This is a genomic window from Neomegalonema perideroedes DSM 15528 (assembly GCF_000374145.1).
Lineage (GTDB): Bacteria > Pseudomonadota > Alphaproteobacteria > Rhodobacterales > Rhodobacteraceae > Neomegalonema > Neomegalonema perideroedes.
In genome coordinates this window covers 889,325-910,166 of sequence record NZ_KB893654.1, presented here as the reverse complement: position 1 = coordinate 910,166, position 20,842 = coordinate 889,325, and the positions used below count along the sequence as shown (strand labels likewise).

Here is a 20,842-nt window from a genome sequence, read left to right as displayed (position 1 = left end):
GTCCTTCACTCGGCCGCCACGGCCGCAGTCATGCGGCCTCTGCGCTTCGCCCTGATGCGGTCTTCGATCTCGTCGCGGAAATGCGCGATGAGGCCCTGAATCGGCCAAGCCGCCGCATCGCCCAGAGCGCAGATCGTATGACCCTCCACCTGCTTCGTCACCGAAAGCAGCATGTCGATCTCCTCGATCTCGGCCTCTCCGCGCACGAGGCGGTCCATCACGCGCATCATCCAGCCCGTGCCTTCGCGGCAGGGGGTGCATTGCCCGCAGGATTCGTGTTTGTAGAATTTCGAGAGCCGCCAGATGGCCTTGATGATGTCGGTGGACTGATCCATCACGATCACCGCCGCCGTGCCGAGGCCCGACTTATGCTTCGACAGATCGTCGAAATCCATCAGCACGTCGTCGCAGACGGATTTCGGAATGCAGCGCACCGAAGAGCCGCCGGGGATCACCGCCTTGACGTTGTCCCAGCCGCCGCGCACGCCGCCGCAATGACGGTCGATCAACTCGCGCAGCGGAATGGACATGGCCTCTTCGACCACGCAGGGCTTGTTCACATGGCCCGAGATTCCGAAGATCTTGGTGCCTTTGTTGTTGTCGCGGCCGAAGGAGGAGAACCATGAGGCGCCCCGGCGCAGGATGGTCGGGGCCACCGCGATGGACTCCACGTTGTTCACCGTGGTCGGGCAGCCGTAAAGGCCCGCGTTGGCCGGGAAAGGCGGCTTGAGCCGCGGCATGCCCTTTTTGCCTTCGAGGCTCTCCAGCAGCGCGGTTTCCTCGCCGCAGATATAGGCGCCCGCGCCGTGATGCAGATAAAGGTCGAAATCCCAGCCGGAGCCCGCGGCGTTCTTGCCCAGAAGCCCGGCGTCATAACATTCGTCGATGGCCGCCTGAAGCGCCTCGCGCTCGCGGACGTATTCGCCGCGCAGATAGATGTAGGCCGCATGGGCGTTCATCGCGAAGCTGGCGATCAGACAGCCCTCGATGAGGGTGTGCGGATCATGCCGCATGATCTCGCGGTCTTTGCAAGTGCCCGGCTCGGATTCGTCGGCGTTGACCACGAGGTAATGCGGACGCCCGTCCGATTCCTCCTTGGGCATGAAGGACCATTTGAGGCCCGTCGGGAAGCCCGCGCCGCCGCGTCCGCGAAGGCCCGAGGCCTTCATCTCGTTGATGATCCAGTCCTTGCCCTTGACGATGAGTCCGGCGGTGCCGTCCCAATGGCCGCGCGCCCGCGCCCCCGCGAGGGAGCGGTCGTAAAAACCGTAAAGATTGGTGAAGATCCGGTCTTCGTCCTTCAGGAAATCGAACGCCATGATCTAAGCTCCCCGATCCGAAGGGTATGACCCAGCCAGCGCCGTCAGGCGCGAAATTCCAAAATGCGCGGTCATGTCCGAAGCTCCGCGTTGATCTCGCTGGACAGCGCCAGCATGCGGACGAAAATCGCGATCATGAAGACCACCTCGGTGACCAGCAGGAAGATCAGCGCCGCGACCATGTAAGGGACCGCCAATTCCGGGCCGACGCCCGAAATCTGCGGCGCCGCGAAGATCAGCAGCAGGGCGCTGATGAAGACGAAGAGCGGACCCGCGCTGAACAGCTGCGCCCAAATCAATTCGCGCGTGGGATTCACGCCGCCCGGCGGAGTCGCCACGATCCGGCGATCATGCAGCGGCGCCGAAGCCTTCGGGAAAAGCCTCACCTGACGGCGCAGCTCCGCCGAGCGCGGCCAGAGCGCGCCCCACAGCAAAACCAGCTGCGCGACCGCCCCGATGAGGACCGAGCCCCGCGCGACCAGACTCCGCGATTCCAGCGAAGCGCCCTCAAGGACGAAAAGCGCGAGGATCGTCGCGACGAAGGTCAGCAGACCAATGGCGCAGGCGATGGGCGCCCAGCCGCGGAGCAGCCGCGCCGCGTTTTCATAGACCGCCTTGCGGTCGCTCGCGCCTCGCCCGACGACGGTCATCCGGCCGCTCCCTGCGTCTGAGCCAGAGCCACCGAGGAATTCACCGCCTCGCGGCTCTGATCGCTCTCGGAGAGCGCGGCGGGGCCGCCCAGAGGCTCGGAGGAGAAGCGGCCGTTCTGCGGGCCGGGCTTCGGATATTCGCCCTTGCGGAAGGCTTCGAGGATCTTCTCAAGGCTCTCCGGGGTGAGGTCTTCGTAATAATCGGAATGCGCCCCGCCCTTCACCTGAGAATGGATCTGGGCCATGGGCGCGTTGGTGCAGGCGCCGAGGCACTCCACTTCCTCCCAGGAGAGGTCTCCATCCGCGGAGGGCGTGTTGTGATGCGCCGAGATATGGCGTTTGCAGACCTCGGTCAGCTCCTCGGAGCCGCGCAGCATGCAGGGCGTGGTTCCGCAGATCTGGATATGCGCCTTGCGCCCCACCGGACCGAGTTGGAACATGAAGTAGAAGGTCGCGACCTCCAGCGCCCGGATATAGGGCATGGAGAGCTTATCGGCGACATATTCGATGGAGGCGCGGGTCAGCCAGCCGTCGTTCTGCTCCTGAGCGCGCCAGAGCAGCGGAATCACCGCCGAAGCCTGACGGCCCGCAGGATATTTGCGGATCTGGCGCTCGGCCCAAGCCTCGTTCTCCGCGTTGAAGGCGAAGGGACCGGCCTGAAGGGCGGCTTGGCTTAAACGACGGGTGGACATGCGCGACCTCTCGGACTTGCGGCCGTCGCGGCGGGGGTTTCTCCCCACAGCGGCGCGCGGACATCGAATGTGAGTTGCGGCGCGCTCATCGGCAGGGCGCTCCGATATTCAGATGGATCACGGCCTCGCCTTCGACCGAGCGTTTCACGTCTTTGGTGGCGGCGAGGTCCAGAAGCGCCGCCTCGACGGCTTCGTCCCAGAGCCCTTCCGCATTTCCGGCCAGACGGGCGAAATCCGCCTCGGAGAGCGCGCATTCGCCCGCCTCGGCTTGGCTCAGCAGCGTCTGACGCAGAAGATTCGGCGCCTCGGCCGGATCAAGGCGGCGGATCTCCTCCTCGCGGCTGTCCGCAGGATTCAGAGCCCCGCAGAATTCGCCCGTGCGATAGACGATGCGGGTCGGGCCGAAGCCGCCGATCTGCGTGAAGTCGCCTTCGGAGAAGAGATCGCCCATCGCCGCGAGGAACTCGTCGCGCCGCGTGTCGAGCAAGGCGGCGAGTTCGGGGAGGCGCGTCTGGACGACGCAATCATGCGTTTCGAGAAGATGCGCGAGCTCGCCGCGCATGTCGGAGGCGCCCTGCTCCAGCGGCGGCTTGGGATCAGGCGGACAAGCCGGATCCAGCAGGCTCACCCGCTCCGGGCGGCTCAGATGCAGCCGCGTCAGGCCCTGACGCGTCAGGGAGAAGACGGCGTTCTCGATCTTCTGGCTTTCGCTCAGCCCCTCGTCGCGCAAAGCGCTGCGCAGCCGGGAATTGATGAGCGTGCAGTCGTCGGCGGCCTTCAGCGCCTTGAGCACGGCGGCCTCATAGGGGCTGAGCGGCTCCTCGGCGCGCGCCGCCGTCCCGAAAGCGGCGAGGCTCCCCAGCAGGAAGGCCGCGAGAGGAAGGGCGCGGCTCATCTGTCCACCTCGCCGAAGACGATGTCCTGCGAGCCGAGGATGGCCGAGACGTCGGCGAGCTGATGCCCGCGGCACAGATGATCCATCGCCTGAAGATGCGCGAAGCCCGGAGCCCGGATGCGCATGCGGTAAGGCTTATTGGTGCCGTCGGCCACGAGATAGACGCCGAATTCGCCCTTGGGCGCCTCGACGGCGGCGTAGACCTCGCCGGCGGGGATCTTGAAGCCCTCGGTGTAGAGCTTGAAGTGATGGATGAGGGCCTCCATGGAGGTCTTCATGTCGGCGCGACGCGGCGGCGCCACCTTATTATCCGTGGTCAGCACCGGCTCGCCCGCGCATTGGTCGAGCTTGTCGCAGGCCTGAAGCATGATCTTCACGGATTCCCGCATCTCCTCCATCCGCATCAGATAGCGGCTGTAGCAGTCGCCGGTCTTGCCGACGGGAATGCGGAAGTCGAATTCGTCGTAGCGCTCATAGGGCTGCGCGCGGCGCAGATCCCAGCGCAGGCCCACGCTGCGGGCCACCACGCCGGTGAAGCCCCAAGCATAGACGTCTTCCTCGGTCACGATTCCGATGTCGACGTTGCGCTGTTTGAAGATGCGGTTGTCGGTCAGCAGCCCGTCGAGGTCGTCCACGAGCTGCGGGAATTCATGGCACCAAGCGCGGATGTCGTCCACGAGCTTCTGAGGCAGATCCTGATGGACGCCGCCGGGCCGGAAATAGGCCGCATGCAGCCGCGCGCCGCAGGCCCGCTCATAGAAGACCATGAGCTTCTCGCGCTCCTCGAAGCCCCAGAGCGGCGGCGTCAGAGCGCCCACGTCCATGGCCTGAGTCGTGACGTTCAGCAGATGGTTCAGAATGCGCCCGATCTCGGAGTAGAGCACCCGGATATAGCTGCCGCGACGCGGAACCCCGATCCCGAGAAGCTTCTCGATGGCGAGGCAATAAGCGTGCTCCTGATTCATCGGAGCCACATAGTCGAGGCGGTCGTAATAGGGCAGATTCTGGAGATAGGTGCGGCTTTCGGCCAGCTTCTCGGTGCCGCGGTGCAGCAAGCCGATATGCGGATCCACGCGCTCGACGATCTCGCCGTCCAGCTCCACCACCATGCGCAGCACGCCATGGGCCGCAGGATGCTGCGGGCCGAAATTCATGGTGAAATTGCGGATCTCGCGCTCGGGCGTCAGGATCTCGTCGCCCGTCTCCGCAGTGATCGCGGCTTCGGTCATGGTCAGCCCCCCGCTTTCGCCTTGTCGTCGCCCGGCAGAATATGAGGCGCGCCCTCCCAAGGGCTGAGGAAGTCGAATTGCCGATATTCCTGAATCAGCTTCACCGGCTCATAGATCACGCGCTTGCGCTCTTCGTCGTAACGGACTTCGACGTAGCCCGTGGTCGGGAAGTCCTTGCGCAAAGGATGGCCGCGGAAGCCGTAATCGGTCAGGATGCGGCGGAGATCCGGATGGCCCGCGAAGATCACGCCGTTCATGTCGAAGACTTCGCGCTCCAGCCAATCGGCGCAAGGATGCAGATCGACCACGCTCGGCGCGGCCTCGTCCTCGCGCACGCCGACCTTCACCCGCAGACGCCAGTTCTTGCGCATCGACAGGAAATGATAAACCAGTTCGGTGCGCGCCTCGCGGCCCGGCCAGTCCAGAGCGCAAAGGTCGGTGAGCTGGTCGAGCAGCAGATCCGGGTCGTCGCGCAGACGCCGGATCGCCTCATGCAGCCCCGCCAGAGGCAAAAGCAGCGTGAGTTCGCCGAAGGCGGCTTCGACCGCCCCTTCCGGGAAACCGGCGCCGAGCTTCTCGGCCAGAGCGTTGAGATCCGCCATAGGGGCGCCTCCTCAGCGGGCGATGGAGCTGGTGCGGCGGATCTTCCGCTGCAATTGCAGAATGCCGTAGATCAGAGCCTCGGCGGTGGGCGGGCAGCCGGGGACGTAGATGTCCACCGGAACCACGCGGTCGCAGCCGCGCACCACCGAATAGCTGTAGTGGTAATAGCCGCCGCCGTTGGCGCAGGAGCCCATCGAGATGACGTAACGCGGCTCGGGCATCTGATCATAGACCTTGCGCAGAGCCGGAGCCATCTTATTGGTCAAAGTGCCCGCGACGATCATCACGTCCGATTGACGCGGCGAAGCGCGCGGCGCGGCGCCGAAGCGCTCCATGTCGTAGCGCGGCATGGAGGCCTGCATCATCTCGACGGCGCAGCAGGCGAGGCCGAAGGTCATCCACATCAGCGAGCCGGTGCGCGCCCAGGCGATGAGGTCGTCGGCGGTGGTGAGGATGAAGCCCTTATCCGCGAGTTCGTCCGACAACAGGCGCGTGGCGTGCTCTTTGTCGGGACCGGCCGAAGCGATCACTCCCATTCGAGGGCTCCTTTGCGCCATTCATAGACGAAGCCGATGGTCAGCACGGCGAGGAAGACCATCATCGACCAAAACCCGAAGCTTCCGATGAAGCCGAAGCTCGCCGCCCATGGAAAGAGGAAGGCCGCCTCAAGGTCGAAGATGATGAAGAGGATGGCCACCAGATAAAAGCGCACGTCGAATTTCATGCGCGCGTCGTCGAAGGCGTTGAAGCCGCATTCATAGGCCGAAAGCTTCTCGGCGTCGGGGCGGCTCGGGGCGAGGAACACCGCCGCCAGAATGAAGGCCAAGCCAAGCCCGACGGCCAAAGCGAGGAAGACGACGATGGGAAGATATTCCCGCAAAAGATCGTTCATGCGCCCTCTCCCGATCCGATCCGATCCATCCGCGAAGCGGCGCGACGCGCCGTCCGAACGCAGCTAGTGGATAGCCCTCGGAGCGTCTGGCGTCAATCATATGCGGTGCAAAATGGGCTGTTCAAAGCCTTTTCGCCGCAGGAGGCGGCGGGGGGAAGCCCCAGAAAAACCGAGGAAAATCGTCGGATTTACGGGCGCAGGAGAGGAGCGGCCCCCAGAAGGGGAATTAACCTCTTACAAAACCGCAATATTCCCTATTTCGTACCAAACAGGCGATCGCCCGCATCTCCGAGACCCGGCACGATATAGCCATGTTCGTTCAGCTTCTCGTCCACCGCCGCGACATAGACGGGAACGTCGGGATGGACGTCGTGGAAATTCCTCAGCCCCTCGGGGGCGGCCAGCAGCGAGAGAAAGCGCAGACGCTGCGCGCCATGGGCCTTCATGGTCGTCACGGCGGCGGCGGCGGAATGGCCCGTCGCCAGCATGGGATCGACGATCACGACGAGTCGGTCGTCGAGATCCTCCGGCGATTTGAAGTAATAGGACACCGGCTGAAGGGTCTCCGGATCGCGGTAGAGCCCGATATGCGCCACGCGGGCCGAGGGCACCAGATCCAGCATGCCTTGCAAAAGGCCGTCGCCCGCCCGCAGCACCGAGGCGAAGACCAGCTTCTTCCCCGCCAGACGCGGCGCCATCATCATCGAGACCGGGGTGATGATCGGAACCATCTCCAGTTCGAGATCCCGCGTCAGCTCGTAACAGAGCAGATGCGAGATCTCTTGCAGCAGGCGCCGGAAGCTCGCCGTGGAGGTGGCGCGGTCGCGCATGATGGTCAGCTTATGCTGAATCAGCGGGTGGTCGATGATCCGCACGTCTCTCATGGCCCGCTCTCTCCTGCTTTCGGTCAGGCCTGCGGTTTACGACGCCAGCGGAGCCTCGTCCAGACGCTTGATCAGCCGCGCGCGGGTCGGCTCGTCGCAGAAAGCGGCCTCCAGAGCCGTGCGCGTGATTCCGCGCAGATCCTCGGCGCTGAGGCCGAAGGTTTCGGCGGCCTCGCGGTAATCGCGCGTGAGGGTCGTGCCGAAGAAGGGCGGATCGTCGGTCGAGATGGTGACCTTCACGCCCGCGTCGCGCAGCTTCTTAAAGGGATGGGCTGCGAGATTCGGATAAACCTCCAGCACCACGTTGGAGATCGGGCAGACCTCCAGCGTGATTCCCTCTTCGGCGAGGCGCCGCACCAGCGCGGGATCCTCAGAGGCGCGCACGCCATGGCCCACGCGCGCGAGCTTGAGATGCTCCACGGCGACCGCCACGCTCTCCGGCCCGCCGAACTCGCCCGCATGGGCGGTGAGCTTGAGGCCCGCCTCGCGGGCGAGGTCGAAGGCGGGGGCGAAATCGCGCGGATGGTGCATGCGCTCGTCTCCGGCCATGCCGAAGCCGGTCACGTAAGGATGCGCGGTCTTGGCCACGAGCTCGGCCACGCGCTTGGCGTTCTCCGGCCCATAGCCGCGCACGCAGAGCGGAATGAGACGCGCCGTGATTCCATGAGTCTTCTCGGTCGCCTCGATGGCCCGGACCACGGCGCCGAGATACTCCGCCCATGAGACGCCCGTGGCCTCGGCGTGGTCGGGCGAGACGAAGAATTCGGCGTACAGCGTGTTCTGCGCCGCCAGACCCTCGAGGATCGAGCGCGTCAGAGCCTCGTAATCCTCGGGCGTGGTGAAGACCGCCGCCGCCGCGTCATAGGCCGCGAGGAACTCCGAGAAGCCGCGCCAGACATAGCGCCCGTTCTGGACCAGACCTTTCAGATCGACGCCCTTCTTCGCGGCCAGAGCGGCCACGAGATCCGGCGGCGCGGCGCCCTCCAGATGAAGATGAATTTCAGCCTTTGGAATCGAATCCACGTTCAACACTTGAATATCCTTACAGGAAAGAAACTCCATGGCGGCCCGGCGCCAGCCCCAGATGGGCCGCCAGAGTCTCGCCCAGATCGGCGAAGCCCGCCCGCGCCCCGACGCTCCGCGCCATGCGCCCCGGCCCGGTCATGAGGATCGGAACCTGCTCGCGGGTGTGGTCGGTGCCGTGCCAGGTCGGATCATTGCCGTGATCGGCGGTGACGAGGGCCAGATCTCCCGGCCGCAGCTTCGCCAGAAACTCCGGCAGGCGCGAATCGAAGAGCTCAAGCTGCGCGGCGTAGCCCATGGGGTCGCGGCGATGGCCGAAATCCGAATCGAACTGCACGAAATTCGCGAAGACCAAATCTCCCGGCTGCGCCTGATCCGCCGCCTCGAGGAGGCGGTCGAAAAGCGCCATGTCGTCCTTGCCCTTGAGGATCTCGGAGACGCCATGATGGGCGAAGATGTCGGCGATCTTGCCGATGGTCCATGTGCGCCCGCCCGCCGCCTGAACGCGGTCCATGAGGGTGGGCTCCGGGGGCGGAATGGCGTAATCGCGCCGATTGGGCGTGCGTTTGAACTCGCCGCGCCGCTCGCCGAGGAAGGGCCGCGCGATCACCCGCCCGATCATCAGAGGATCGAGGATCTTGCGCCCCGCCTCGCAGAGCTTGAGCAGGCGCTCAAGCCCGAAATGCTCTTCATGGGCGGCGATCTGCAACACGGAATCCACCGAGGTGTAGAAGATCGGCCAGCCGGTGCGGATATGCTCCTCGCCGAAATCCTCGATGACTTCGGTGCCGGAGGCGTGGCGATTGGCCAGAGAGCCCTCAGCCCCGGCGGCCTTATGCAGAGCCTTCAGCACCTCGGGCGGAAAGGCCGGGACGCGTTCGGGGAAATAGCCCCATTGGAAAGGCACCGGCAGACCCGCGATCTCCCAATGGCCCGAAGGCGTGTCCTTGCCCTTGCTGACCTCGCGGGCGCAGCCCCAGATTCCCTGCGGCTCGGCGCCCAAGCCCGGCGGAATCCGCCCCGTCGCCAATTCGCAGGCCCGGCCAAGGCCCAGAGCGTCGAGATGGGGCAGACTCAGAGGCCGCCCCGCCTCCGCCCGGGCTTCGGCGATATGGCCGAGCGTGTCGGCGCCGTCGTCGCCGAAGGCCGCCGCGTCGGGCGCGCCGCCGATCCCGACGGAGTCCATCACCAGCAAAAAGGCGCGGGCCATTCAGGCGATCCTCTCTAAAACCGCCAAGGCTTTCGGCTCGGCCTCGGGGGCGATCCGATAGGCGGCGCGCAAGGCGCTTTCGGCGGCTTCGGCTTGAGCCTCGCTGCGGGCGTGGACGACCCCGAGCCTTTCGGCCTTCTCGCCGATTCCGGCGAGATCGGTGAAGCCCACCGCGAAATCTATAGCGTCCTCGGGCCGACGTCGGCCGCCGCCGAGCTCGATCACGGCGAGGCCGATCTCGCGGGCTTGGACGCTCCGCACGAAGCCTTGCTTCTCAGCGAAGATTTCGCGCTTGATCGGGGCTTGCGCAAGATGCTTCCGCGGATTTTCAAGGAAATCCTTCGGGCCGCCCAGAGCCGCGATCATCCGCGCGAAGCGCTCGGCCGCCGCGCCGGAGGCCAGAGCCTTTTCCGACATCCGAAGACCGGCCGTGAAGTCGGGCGCCAGCTTCGCCAGCCGCAGAGCCTCGGCGCAAAGCGCGAGCGTGACCTCCAGCAGGCGCGGATCGCGCCGCGCTCCGGTGAGGAACTCCACGGCGTTGAGGGTCTCAAGGGCGTTGCCCGCCGCGCTGGCGAGGGACTCGTTCATGTCGGTGATGAGCGCGCCGGTCTGCATGCCCGCGCCGCGCCCGACCAAGAGCAGGCTTTTCGCCAGCTCCTCGGCTTGGGCGCGCTCGGCCATGAAGGCGCCGGAGCCGGTTTTGACGTCCAAAACCAGCGCGTCCAGCCCCGCCGAGAGCTTCTTCGAGAGAATCGAGGCGGTGATGAGATCCACCGATTCCACGGTTCCGGTCACGTCGCGGATGGCGTAGAGACGCTTATCCGCAGGCGCCAGTTCGCCCGTCTGGCCGATGACGGCGCATCCGACCTCGCGGACCACCTTGCGCAGAAGCGGAAGATCGGGCTGCGTGACGTAGCCCGGCACGGCGTCGAGCTTATCCAGCGTGCCGCCCGTATGCCCGAGGCCGCGCCCCGAGATCATCGGCACATAGGCCCCGCAGGCCGCCAAGATCGGCGCGAGCATGAGCGAAACATTGTCGCCGACGCCGCCTGTGGAATGTTTGTCGACCGTCGGGCCGGGGAGGTCGGACCAATCGAGGACTTCGCCGGAATCGCGCATGGCCTCGGTGAGGGCGACGCGCTCGGCGACCTCCATCTTCTGGAAGAAGACCGCCATGGCGAAGGCCGCCGCCTGACCTTCGGAGACTTCATTGCGGGTCAGGCCGCCGATGAAGTCCTTGATCTCGTCAGCGGAGAGGGTTTTCCCGTCGCGTTTGCGGCGGATGATTTCCTGAGGAAGCATAAGGGCCTCACGCCAAATCTTGAAGGAAGCGCTTCACCACGGCGATGAAGCGTCCGGCGAGTTTGGCGCCCTCCTCCTTCGTCTCCTCATGGCTGAGGGGAAGGCCGGTCATGCCCGCGCCGAAATTGGAGATCGCCGAAACCGCCCCCACCCGCAAGCCGATATGCCGCGCGAGGATCGCCTCCGGCACGGTGGACATGCCCACGGCGTCGGCGCCGAGCAGCCGCGCCATGCGGATCTCGGCGGGAGTCTCGAAGGAGGGGCCGGAGAACCACATATAGACGCCTTGAAGCTGAGGCTGCCCCTCGGCCTTCAGCGCCGCCAGCAAAGCCGCCCGCAGCTCGGGATCATAGGCGTCCACCATATTGACGAAACGGGAATCGCCCTGCACGCCGATCAGCGGATTGAGCCCCGACCATGAAATATGGTCGTTCAGGACCATCAGCGAACCCGGAGGCGCGTCCTCGCGCAGAGAGCCCGCCGCATTGGTCAGCAGCAGCCTTGAGACGCCGAGCGCCTTGAAGGTCTCCAGCGGGACGCGCATGATCTTGGGGTCGCCATGCTCGTAATAATGCGCCCGCCCGGCCAGCAAGGCCACGTCGCGCCCGGAGAGGCGGCCGAGGATCAGCTCGCCCTTATGAGATGAAACCCCCGAGCGAGGAAATCCCGGCAGATCCTTGAAAGGAAAGCGCCGCGCGCCCTCCACTTCCTCGGCCAGAGCCCCCAGACCCGAGCCGAGGACCACCGCCACGGGATCCGCTCCCCAAGCGCCGCCCATTGCGCGGCGGATGAATTCTGCGGCTTCAGTCATCGGAGGACTCCAGAGAAAAAGCGGCGGGCAGAAGCTCGCCCAAAGTGAAGCTGCGGCGCAGCCCCTGAGGCCCGACCGAATGCACCGGAGTCGCGGCGGCGCCGAACTCCGCCAGACGCTGGCGGCAACCGCCGCAGGGCGTCAGAGGCGCGGGGGAATCCCCGGCCACGCAGACCTCCGCGATCTGGCGCTCGCCCGCCGCGATCATCGCGCCGATGGCCGAGGTCTCGGCGCACCAGCCTTCGGGGAAGCTGGAGTTCTCGACATTGGCCCCGACGTAGATCCGCCCCGAGGCGCCGCGGATCGCCACCCCCACCAGAAAGCGCGAATAGGGCGCATAAGCCTTCTCGCGGACTTCAAGCGCCGCCTTCACAAGATTCTGCATGGCTCAGCGCTCCTTGACGTAAGGCACGCCGCCCGCCTTGGGCGGGATGGCCTTGCCGATGAAGCCCGCCAAGAGGATCACCGTCAGAATATAAGGCAGGGCTTGGATGAACTGCACCGGCACCACGCCGACGCTCGGCAGCGAGACGCCCTGAAGCCGGTTGGCCGAAGCGTCGAGGAAGCCGAAGAGCAGACAAACGAACAGCGCCGGGACCGGACGCCATTTCGCGAAGATCAGCGCCGCCAAGGCGATATAGCCGCGTCCGGCGGTCATGTTGTTGAGATAGCCCGCGTTCAGGCCGATGGCGAGATAGGCCCCCGCCACGCCGCAGAGCGCGCCGCAGATGATTTGTCCGGAATAGCGCAGCCGCGTCACCGAGACGCCTGCGGTGTCCACCGCCGCCGGATTCTCGCCCACCGCCCGCAGACGCAGGCCGAAACGCGTGCGGCTCAGCAGCCACCAAGACAGGAAAGGCGCCAGAAAGGCGAAATAGACGAGGAGATTATGGCCGGAGACCACATCCGCGTAGAAACGCCCGATCGGCCCCATCTGAGCGGCCTCGGCGGCGTAAGGAAGCTCAATGGCGGTGAAGCGTCCGGAATTCGGAGGCGCGGGCGTCTTGCCGCCCTGTCCGAACCAGCTTTGTCCCAGAACCGCCGCCAAGCCTAAAGCGATGAAGTTGATCGCCACGCCCGCCACGATCTGATTGCCCCGCTGCGTCACGCAGGCGAAGGCGTGGACCAATCCGAAGAAGACCGAAGCGCCTATGGCCGCCAGCAGCGCGATCCAGGCCGAGCCGGTGAAGACCGCCACCGCGCCCGCCGCGAAGGCGCCCGCGATCATCTTGCCCTCCAGCCCGATGTCGACCACGCCCGCGCGCTCGGTGAAGAGCCCCGCCAGACAGGCCAGCAAAAGCGGCGTCGAGAGCCGCACGGCGGAATCCAGCACATTGAGGAAGGTCAGCCAATCCATAGGTCTTTCCTCCCTTTAGGCCGCGCGCGGCGCGAAGATCCGCGCCACGGCCGGACGAAACAGATTCTCCAAAGCGCCGGAGAAGAGGATCACAAGGCCCTGAATCAAAATCAGCATGTCGCGGCTGATGCTCGGTTTTTCAAAGGCCAGCTCGCTGCCGCCCTGATAGAGCATCCCGAAGAGCAAAGCCGCGAGGATCACGCCCAGAGGATGCGAACGCCCCATCAGCGCCACCGCGATTCCCACGAAGCCGGCGCCTCCGGGGAACTCCAGCAAGAGGCGTCCCTGATCCCCCAGCACCGGATTCAGCGCCATCATGCCCGCCAGAGCGCCCGAAATCAGCATGGCGATGACGATCACCCGCGCGATGGGCACGCCCGCATAGGCCGCCGCCGAAGCGTTATGCCCAAGCGCGCGGATCTCATAGCCGAGCCGCGTCCGCCAGAGCAGCAGCCAGAGGCCCAAAGCCGCCAGCAGCGCCACGATCAGCGATAGATTCGCCGGAGATCCGCCCAGATCCACGCCGAAAGGCGCGAGGATCTCGGATAATCTGGGCGGAACGGCCTCGGCGTTGAAGAAGCGCGTGCCCGGCGACATGCTCCCCGCGCCGGGATTCAGCACGTCCACAAGGAGATAGGCCATGAGCGAGGCGGCGATGAAGTTGAACATGATCGTCGTGATGACGATATGGCTGCCGCGTTTGGCCTGAAGCACCGCCGGAATATAAGCCCAGAGCGCTCCGAACAGCGCCGCCCCGATCACCGCGAGGGGCGCCAGAAGCCACCAAGGCAAATAAGGATCCAGCCCCAGCGCGACCAAGGCCACGCCCAAGCCGCCGATATAGGCTTGGCCCTCGCCGCCGATGTTGAACAGCCCCGCATGGAAGGCCACCGCCACCGCCAATCCGGTGAAGATGAAGTTCGTGGCGTAAAACAGCGTGAATCCGACGCCTTCGCCATAGCCGAAAGCGCCGTAAATGATGATCCGCGCCACGTCGAGCGGGTTCTCGCCGATCACCGCGACCACCAGACCCGCCACCGCGAAGGCCGCCACGAGATTCAACAAAGGGATCAGGCCGAAATCGACCCAGAAAGGCAGTTTGGCCGCCGGTTGGCTCATGGTCTGGGCTCCATCATGCGGGCGCCTGAGGCGGAGGCGGCCGCGCGCGCCCCCAAGGAAAAGCGCGGACTCCGCTTGAGCTTCTCAGGATAATCCCCTGAAAACAAGCGGGAAGGCGTCGGGTTCGCCGCGCTCCCCGCAAGACGGGCGGGACTCACGCCGCGCCTCTTTCGCTCGTTCCAGCGCCGGGCCCGGCGCCAGCCCCGGTCACGCCCGCCATCAGCAGGCCGAGTTCGCGTTCGTCGGTCTCCGGCGGGCGCTCGCCGACGATCCGGCCGTCGAACATCACCAGCACCCGATCCGACAGCGCCCGGATCTCGTCCAGCTCCACCGAGACCAGCAAAATCGCCTTGCCCGCGTCGCGCATCTCGATGATGCGGCGATGGATGAACTCGATGGCGCCGATGTCCACGCCGCGCGTCGGCTGGCCGATGAGCAGCACATGAGGCCCGCGCTCGAATTCGCGCGCCAGAACGATCTTCTGCTGATTGCCGCCCGAGAAATTCGCCGTCTTCAGACGGCTGTTCGGAGGCCGCACGTCATAGGCCTCCATCTGGCTCTGACATTCCGCCTCGATGGCCGAATTATTCAGCAGCGCGCCGCCGTAACGATGGTCGAGGTGATAGCCGAGGATCGAATTCTCGCGGGTCTCGAATTTCAGCACGAGGCCCATCTTATGGCGGTCCTCAGGGATATGGGCGAGGCGCAGCTCCCGCAAGGCGCGCGGATCATGCGGGATCGGCGCGCCGTCGAGCAGAATCCGTCCGGAGCTGGGTTTGCGCAAGCCCGCGATGGCCTCCAGAAGCTCTGATTGCCCATTGCCCGCCACGCCCGCGATCCCGACGATCTCGCCGCGCCGGAGCGTCAGGGAGACGTTCTTCAGCCGCTCGACGCCCGCGCCGTCGCGGAGCGTCAGATTCTCGACCGTCAGCGCCGGAAGGCCGGGATTGGCCGGGCCTTTCTCGACCTTCAGCAGCACCCGCCGCCCCACCATCATCTCCGCGAGCTGATCCGGGCTGGTTTCGGCGGTGCGCAAAGTCCCGACCATCTTGCCCTGACGCATCACCGAAACGGAATCGGTGATGGCCATGATCTCGCGGAGCTTATGGGTGATGATGAGGACGGTCTTGCCCTCGGCGCGCAATTGTTTGAGCACCTCGAAGAGCTGATCCGCCTCGTCGGGAGTCAGCACGCCGGTCGGCTCGTCGAGGATGAGGATCTCGGCGCCGCGGGTCAGAGCCTTGAGGATCTCGACGCGCTGCTGCGCGCCCACGGGCAGATCCGAGATCAGGGCGTCGGGATCCACCTCAAGCCCATGTTCGCGGGCGAGGGCCGCCAGTTTGGCGCGCGCCTCGGCTTTGCCCTTGCCGAGCAAGGCGCCGCCCTCGGCCCCGAGCAGCACGTTCTCCAAGACGGTGAAGTTCTCGACCAGCATGAAATGCTGATGCACCATGCCGATCCCGAGCCGAATGGCCTCTTGGCTGTCGCGGATTTCGACCGGCCGGCCATTGATGCGGATCTCGCCGGAATCGGCCTGATAAAAGCCGTAGAGGATCGACATGAGGGTCGATTTCCCGGCGCCGTTCTCACCGACGATTCCGTGGATCGTCCCCTTGTCGACGCGCAGATGAATGTCGGAATTCGCCTTGACCGGGCCGAAGCTCTTGCTGACGCCGATCAATTCGATGGCCGCCGGACGCGCCCCATTCTCCAGATTCATCCGAAATCCCCCCTGCGCCTCTCAAGCCTTTGATTCAAATGGGCCGCGAGGCGAAACCTCGCGGCCCGTTGCGGGCTTACTGGACCGGGCAGGCGCTGTCCGACATATAATCATGCACTTGAATCTCGCCGCTGATGACGCCCTCGCGGGCGGCCGCGATGGCGGCGGCGATCTCTTCGGTGATGAGGGCCTGATTATTTTCATCCATGGCGAGGGCCACGCCGTCCTCCGCAAGGCCGAAGACCTTCAGGCCCGGCCGCCACTCGCCCGCCTGAGCCTGTTTGAAGGTGTCGTAGACGGCGGTGTCGACGCGCTTGACCATCGAGGTCAGCACATGGCCCGGGTGCAGGTCGTTCTGGTTCTTATCGACGCCGATGCCCAGCTTGCCCGCGTCGGCCACGGCCTGAAGCACGCCTTCGCCGGTGCCGCCCGCCGCGTGATAAACCACGTCGGCGCCGCGCGCCATCTGCGACTTGGCCAATTCGCCGCCGCGCACCGGATCGGCCCAAGCGGCGCCGGTGGTGCCGGTCATGTTCTGGAAGATCTCGGCTTTGGGATCGGTCGCCTTGGCGCCCTGCACGTAGCCGCAGGCGAATTTGCGGATCAAGGCGATGTCCATGCCGCCGACGAAGCCGACCTTCTTGGTCTCGGAGGCCAGAACCGCCGCCACGCCCGCCAGATAGGAGCCTTCATGCTCCTTGAACACGATCGAGCTGACGTTGGGCAGATCCACCACGGAATCCACGATCACGAATTGCGTGTCGGGGAATTGCGGCGCCACCTTGGAGACCGCGCCCTCATGGCTGAAGCCCACCGAGATGATCGGCGAAAAGCCCTGACGCGCGAAGCGGCTCAGAGCCTGCTCGCGCTGGCTGTCGTTTTGAATCTCGAAATCGCGGAACTCGACGCCCGTGTCTTCTTTGAATTTGGCCGCGCCGGTATAGGCGGATTCATTGAAGCTCTTATCATTGCGCCCCCCCAGATCGTAAACGATGGCCGGCTTGAATTCGGCGGCGAAGGCGCCCCCTGCGGCGAGGGCGGAGACCGCGGCGGCGAAGAGCGTGGAACGGATCATAAGGGGGTCTCCCGACTGAGCGGCCGCGTTTCCGACGCCTTGAAGACGGGCCCGGCCTGACGTTGTGCGCATGAGGATATGCTGATTTCACATGGTCAGTCCACAGGGATCGGGCGCTTTGAAAAGGCGTCCTCGCGGAAGCCTCGGCCACAGGAGAACCGGGAGGCGAGGCTTCGTCAAATCGTCCCGATCCCTCCTCTAAAGACTTGCTCTCCGGCCAGGAAGGACCGAACCTGCTCCGCAATCGTCAGGATCCGGATCTCAGGGCCGCCATCTCCGAGGAGGCAGACATGTCGAAGACCATCACCCGCCGCAGCCTTCTCGTTCAGGGCGCCGCCCTGAGCGGTCTGGCCGCGCTGCATCCTTTTTCGGCGCGGGCCGCCGCAGGACAGGCGCATCTGCGCATCCTCTCCACCACCGACATCCATTACCACATCCACGCCTACGACTATTACGCCGACAAGCCCAACGACACGATGGGCCTCGCCCGCACCGCCTCGCTGATCGAGGCCGCCCGCGACGAAGCCCGCAACAGCATTCTTCTCGACAACGGCGATTATCTTCAGGGCAATCCGCTCGGCGACTTCATGGCCTATGGCTCGGCTTCGGTGCGGCAGGGGCCGCATCCCATCGCCGCCGCCATGAACGCCCTCGGCTATGACGCGGGCGGGCTCGGCAATCATGAGTTCAATTACGGCCTCGATTATCTTCAGGAAGTGAACTCCGGGCTGCAGCACCCTGTTTTCTGCGCCAATTTCGCCGAGGCCCCTTTGGCGACCAATCCGCTGAAAGACCGCCTGCCCTGGCAGCCCTACGGCATCTTCGACCGCTGGCTCATCGACGGCGCGGGCGAGCGCCATGTGATCCGCATCGGCGTCATCGGCTTCGTCCCGCCGCAGATTCTGCAATGGGACGCCAAGCATCTCGCCAATTACGCCGCCCGCGACATCGTGGAGGCGGCCCGCGTCTGGGTGCCCAAGCTCCGCGAGATGGGCGCGCAGATCGTGGTGGCGCTCAGCCATTCGGGGATCAGCCTCGAGCCCCATGAGCCGGGGATGGAGAACGCCTCCTATCATCTGGCGGGAGTCGAGGGGATCGACGCCATCGTGATGGGCCATGCGCATCGCGTCTGGCCCTCGAAGGATTACGAAGGCGAGGGGCTGGATCAGGAGACCGGCAAGATCCGCGGCAAACCCGCCGTGATGGCCGGATTCTGGGGCTCGCATATGGGGCTCATCGACCTGCTTTTAGAAAAGGACGGCGAAGGCTGGCGCGCCATAGACGGAAGCTCAGAGGCGCGGCCCATCTTCGAGCGTCAGGCGGATCGCTCGATCAAGCCGCTGGCGGAGGATTACGCTCCGGTGATCGACGCCACGCAGGAGGACCACGAGGACGCGTTAGAATATGTCCGCGCCGAGGTCGGGCGCACGGCCTCGCCGCTGCATAGCTATTTCGCCCTCGTCGCCGACGACCCTTCGGTGCAGATCGTCAATCTGGCCCAGATGTGGTATGTGAAGGATCTCATCCAAGGGACCGAGAACGCGGATCTTCCGCTGATCTCGGCGGCGGCGCCCTTTAAGGCGGGCGGACGCGGCGGTCCCGAATATTACACCGACGTTCCCGCCGGTCCCGTCGCGCTGAAGAACGTGGCGGATCTCTATCTCTATCCGAACACCCTTCAGGTGGTGAAGATCCCCGGACGCGAGGTCCGGGAATGGCTGGAGCGCTCGGCGGGGATGTTCAACCAAGTCGCCGAGGAGGCCGAGGACGCGCCGCTCCTCAATCCCGATTTCCCGAGCTTCAATTTCGACGCCATCGACGGCGTGGCCTATGAGATCGACCTGAGCCAGCCTTCGCGCTACGCCGCCGACGGCGCCTTGGCTGATCCCGAGGCGCGGCGCATCGTGAATCTGACCTATCAGGGCGAGCCCATCGACGAGGATCAGTTATTCCTCGTGGCGACGAATAATTATCGCGCTTCGGGCGGCGGGAAATTCCCCGGCGCCGACGGCTCGACCATCGTGATCGAGGCCCCCGACGCCAATCGCGACGTGCTGGTGCGCTACATCCACGAACAGGGCGAGGTGAAGCCCGCCGCAGACGCCAATTGGCGCTTCAAGGCGCAGCCCGGCGCGACCGCGCTTTTCGAGACCGGGCCGGGCGCCGCCGCCCATCTGGAGGAGGTCCGCGCCCGGGGTCTGGAGATCGAGGAGGCGGGCGAAGGCGAAAACGGCTTCGCGCGCTATCGCCTCAAGCTGTGAAGCTGCGGCGAGGCCGGCGGGCGTCAGATTTCATTCGCCGGCTTCGCCCAAGGCCCGTGTTTCTCCGGCCCGCCGTCGAGGCGCTGAAAGCCATGGGCGCCGAAATAATCGCGCTGGGCCTGAATGAGGTTGGCCGTCCCGCGTTTGGTGCGCATCTGATCGAACCAGAAGAGCCCGGCGCTCAGCGCCGGAGCCGCCAGACCATGCAGCGCCGCGCTGGCGACCACCCGGCGCAAAGCGGGAAGATCGGCTTCGAGCCGCGCCGCGAAAGCCGGATCGAGGATCAAATTGCGCTCCGGGGCGCCTTCGAGGGCCTCGGCCATGTCGTCGAGCATGGCCGAGCGGATGATGCAGCCCGCCCGCCAGATCCGCGCGATCTCCGCCGAGGGCAGGCTCCAGCCGAATTCCGCCGAAGCCGTCGAGATCATGGCGAAGCCCTGCGCGTAGCAGAGGATCTTGCCCGCGATCAAAGCCTGCTCCAGCACCGAGACCTCGCCGGAGAGCGGCTGCGGCGCTGGCCCGAAGCGAGCTTCGCCCGCCGCGCGCTCCTCCAGCCGCGCCGAGACGTCGCGCGCCGTCACCGCCGCCTCTATGACCGGAATCGGCGCCCCCAGACGCGCGCCCTCCACCACCGTCCAGCGGCCGGTTCCTTTCTGGCCCGCGCTGTCGAGGATCACGTCCAGCATGGGGGCGCCGGTGCGCGGATCCTTCGCGGCGGCGACCTCCCCTGTGATCTCGACGAGATAGGATTTCAGCGGACCCTCGTCCCATTGACGGAAAACCCCGGCGATCTCGTCGGCGCCCATCTCGAAGCCGTCGCGCAGCACGCCGTAGATTTCGGCGATCATCTGCATGTCGGCGTATTCGATGCCGTTATGCGCCGCCTTGACGAAATGCCCCGCCCCCGCCTCGCCGAGCCAGGCCGCGCAGGGCGAGCCGTCGGGGGCGCGGGCGGCGATGGCGGTCAGAATCGGCGCGACGCGGTCCCAGTCGGCCTTGTCGCCGCCGCCCATGATCGAAGGCCCGTGGCGCGCGCCCTCCTCTCCGCCCGAGACGCCCATGCCCAGAAAGCGCATCGGCGGACCCGCCGCCGCCCGACGATTGGTGTCATGGAAATCGGCGTTGCCCGCGTCGATCACCAGATCCTCAGGATCGAGCAAAGGCGCGAGGGCCTCGATCTGCTGATCCGTCGCCGCTCCGGCGGGAACCATCAGAATGATCGCGCGCGGCTTCTCAAGGGCGGCGACCAGCTCCGCGAGGCTTTCCGTCGGAAGGATCCGCGCGGCGAGGTCGCCCGCTTCGGCGCGGAATTCGCGTGTGCGGGCCGTGGTGCGGTTCCAGACCGCGACGGGGAAGCCTTTCTCGGCGATGTTCAGCGCCAGCGCCGAACCCATGGTTCCCAATCCGATCAGACCGATCTTCGCAGAGGACATATGCCGACTCCTGTCGTCCCTCCCCCTTCTCCCGCGGGCAGCTTAGAGCATTTTCCACCGAAGCCGAAACGGCTTCCCGCCGCGACCGAATCAAAACTGAGAGCGTTTGAACGATCCGGCCTCCGGGGCGGGCGGCCCGAATCAGGCGAGGCCCTCGGCGCGAAATTCGGCGGAGAGGCGAATTTCCCCTTTTGCGAGAAAAATATAATTAAAATTCTCTTTAAAAGATATTCCTGAAGATGGACTCCTCAGCGTGTTTTCGCTAAAAATCGCGATAAATTCAGGCCGTTTCCGAAGGAAAGGCGCTTGACCATACGAAAGATCATGGACAGTCTCCGCAGGAAAGCCCCGATCCGGCGACGCCTGC

General features: G+C 65.5%; 20 protein-coding genes. 1 reads left to right on the top strand and 19 read right to left on the bottom strand.

Annotation, left to right across the window (positions count from 1 at the left end; genetic code table 11):
- Window positions 1-5: 5 nt before the first annotated feature.
- The 18 genes from nuoF to B161_RS0111340 all read right to left on the bottom strand — a co-directional run bounded on the left by nuoF (window position 6) and on the right by B161_RS0111340 (window position 16,781).
- Window positions 6-1,319: an NADH-quinone oxidoreductase subunit NuoF gene (nuoF, locus tag B161_RS0111430; RefSeq protein WP_018633540.1), complete on the bottom strand. Its 1,314-nt coding sequence runs from the start codon at window positions 1,317-1,319 to the stop codon at window positions 6-8.
- Window positions 1,320-1,390: 71 nt separating this feature from the next.
- Window positions 1,391-1,969 carry a hypothetical protein gene (locus tag B161_RS0111425; RefSeq protein WP_018633539.1) on the bottom strand — a complete coding sequence of 193 codons (579 nt, stop codon included), beginning with the start codon at window positions 1,967-1,969 and terminating at the stop codon, window positions 1,391-1,393.
- Window positions 1,966-2,661 carry an NADH-quinone oxidoreductase subunit NuoE gene (nuoE, locus tag B161_RS0111420; protein WP_018633538.1) on the bottom strand — a complete coding sequence of 232 codons (696 nt, stop codon included), beginning with the start codon at window positions 2,659-2,661 and terminating at the stop codon, window positions 1,966-1,968. Before nuoE ends, B161_RS0111425 begins: the two co-directional genes overlap by 4 nt.
- Window positions 2,662-2,746: 85 nt before the next feature.
- Window positions 2,747-3,556, bottom strand: a complete 810-nt coding sequence (locus tag B161_RS0111415; RefSeq protein WP_018633537.1) for a hypothetical protein — start codon at window positions 3,554-3,556, stop codon at window positions 2,747-2,749.
- Entirely contained in the window at window positions 3,553-4,785 is a 1,233-nt protein-coding gene (locus B161_RS0111410) for an NADH-quinone oxidoreductase subunit D (protein WP_018633536.1), read from the bottom strand. The genes B161_RS0111415 and B161_RS0111410 overlap by 4 nt, the downstream gene beginning before the upstream one ends.
- Before the next feature lie 2 nt (window positions 4,786-4,787).
- Entirely contained in the window at window positions 4,788-5,387 is a 600-nt protein-coding gene (locus tag B161_RS0111405; protein WP_018633535.1) for an NADH-quinone oxidoreductase subunit C, read from the bottom strand.
- Window positions 5,388-5,399: 12 nt separating this feature from the next.
- Complete coding sequence (locus tag B161_RS0111400) at window positions 5,400-5,924, bottom strand: NuoB/complex I 20 kDa subunit family protein (protein WP_018633534.1); 525 nt, start codon at window positions 5,922-5,924, stop codon at window positions 5,400-5,402.
- Window positions 5,915-6,280 (bottom strand): NADH-quinone oxidoreductase subunit A, encoded by a 366-nt coding sequence (locus B161_RS0111395; protein WP_018633533.1) that lies wholly within the window; start codon window positions 6,278-6,280, stop codon window positions 5,915-5,917. Before B161_RS0111395 ends, B161_RS0111400 begins: the two co-directional genes overlap by 10 nt.
- A gap of 254 nt (window positions 6,281-6,534) precedes the next feature.
- Window positions 6,535-7,164, bottom strand: coding sequence for a uracil phosphoribosyltransferase (gene upp / locus B161_RS0111390; RefSeq protein ID WP_018633532.1), 630 nt, complete (start codon window positions 7,162-7,164; stop codon window positions 6,535-6,537).
- Window positions 7,165-7,200: 36 nt separating this feature from the next.
- The gene (locus tag B161_RS0111385) at window positions 7,201-8,196 is read right to left on the bottom strand and encodes an adenosine deaminase (protein ID WP_322785904.1); all 996 of its coding nucleotides are present in this window, start codon (window positions 8,194-8,196) and stop codon (window positions 7,201-7,203) included.
- Between the two features lie 10 nt (window positions 8,197-8,206).
- On the bottom strand, window positions 8,207-9,397 hold the full coding sequence (locus B161_RS0111380; RefSeq protein ID WP_018633530.1) for a phosphopentomutase: 1,191 nt from the start codon (window positions 9,395-9,397) through the stop codon (window positions 8,207-8,209).
- Window positions 9,398-10,699: a thymidine phosphorylase gene (gene deoA, locus B161_RS0111375; protein WP_018633529.1), complete on the bottom strand. Its 1,302-nt coding sequence runs from the start codon at window positions 10,697-10,699 to the stop codon at window positions 9,398-9,400.
- A gap of 7 nt (window positions 10,700-10,706) precedes the next feature.
- Window positions 10,707-11,510, bottom strand: coding sequence for a purine-nucleoside phosphorylase (locus B161_RS0111370; RefSeq protein WP_026310385.1), 804 nt, complete (start codon window positions 11,508-11,510; stop codon window positions 10,707-10,709).
- Window positions 11,503-11,895 carry a cytidine deaminase gene (locus B161_RS0111365; RefSeq protein WP_018633527.1) on the bottom strand — a complete coding sequence of 131 codons (393 nt, stop codon included), beginning with the start codon at window positions 11,893-11,895 and terminating at the stop codon, window positions 11,503-11,505. The genes B161_RS0111370 and B161_RS0111365 overlap by 8 nt, the downstream gene beginning before the upstream one ends.
- A gap of 3 nt (window positions 11,896-11,898) precedes the next feature.
- Window positions 11,899-12,867: an ABC transporter permease gene (locus tag B161_RS0111360; RefSeq protein WP_018633526.1), complete on the bottom strand. Its 969-nt coding sequence runs from the start codon at window positions 12,865-12,867 to the stop codon at window positions 11,899-11,901.
- A gap of 15 nt (window positions 12,868-12,882) precedes the next feature.
- On the bottom strand, window positions 12,883-13,986 hold the full coding sequence (locus tag B161_RS0111355) for an ABC transporter permease (protein ID WP_018633525.1): 1,104 nt from the start codon (window positions 13,984-13,986) through the stop codon (window positions 12,883-12,885).
- 154 nt (window positions 13,987-14,140) lie between these two features.
- The gene (locus B161_RS0111345; RefSeq protein ID WP_018633523.1) at window positions 14,141-15,706 is read right to left on the bottom strand and encodes an ABC transporter ATP-binding protein; all 1,566 of its coding nucleotides are present in this window, start codon (window positions 15,704-15,706) and stop codon (window positions 14,141-14,143) included.
- 76 nt (window positions 15,707-15,782) lie between these two features.
- A complete protein-coding gene (locus B161_RS0111340) occupies window positions 15,783-16,781 on the bottom strand; it encodes a BMP family lipoprotein (protein ID WP_018633522.1) in 999 nt (332 codons plus the stop codon).
- Between the two features lie 290 nt (window positions 16,782-17,071).
- On the opposite strand from B161_RS0111340, the gene B161_RS0111335 reads away from it, so the two are divergent.
- Entirely contained in the window at window positions 17,072-19,042 is a 1,971-nt protein-coding gene (locus tag B161_RS0111335) for a bifunctional 2',3'-cyclic-nucleotide 2'-phosphodiesterase/3'-nucleotidase (RefSeq protein ID WP_018633521.1), read from the top strand.
- A gap of 23 nt (window positions 19,043-19,065) precedes the next feature.
- On the opposite strand, the gene gndA is transcribed toward B161_RS0111335, so the two are convergent.
- A complete protein-coding gene (gene gndA / locus B161_RS0111330; protein ID WP_018633520.1) occupies window positions 19,066-20,475 on the bottom strand; it encodes an NADP-dependent phosphogluconate dehydrogenase in 1,410 nt (469 codons plus the stop codon).
- Window positions 20,476-20,842: the final 367 nt, after the last annotated feature.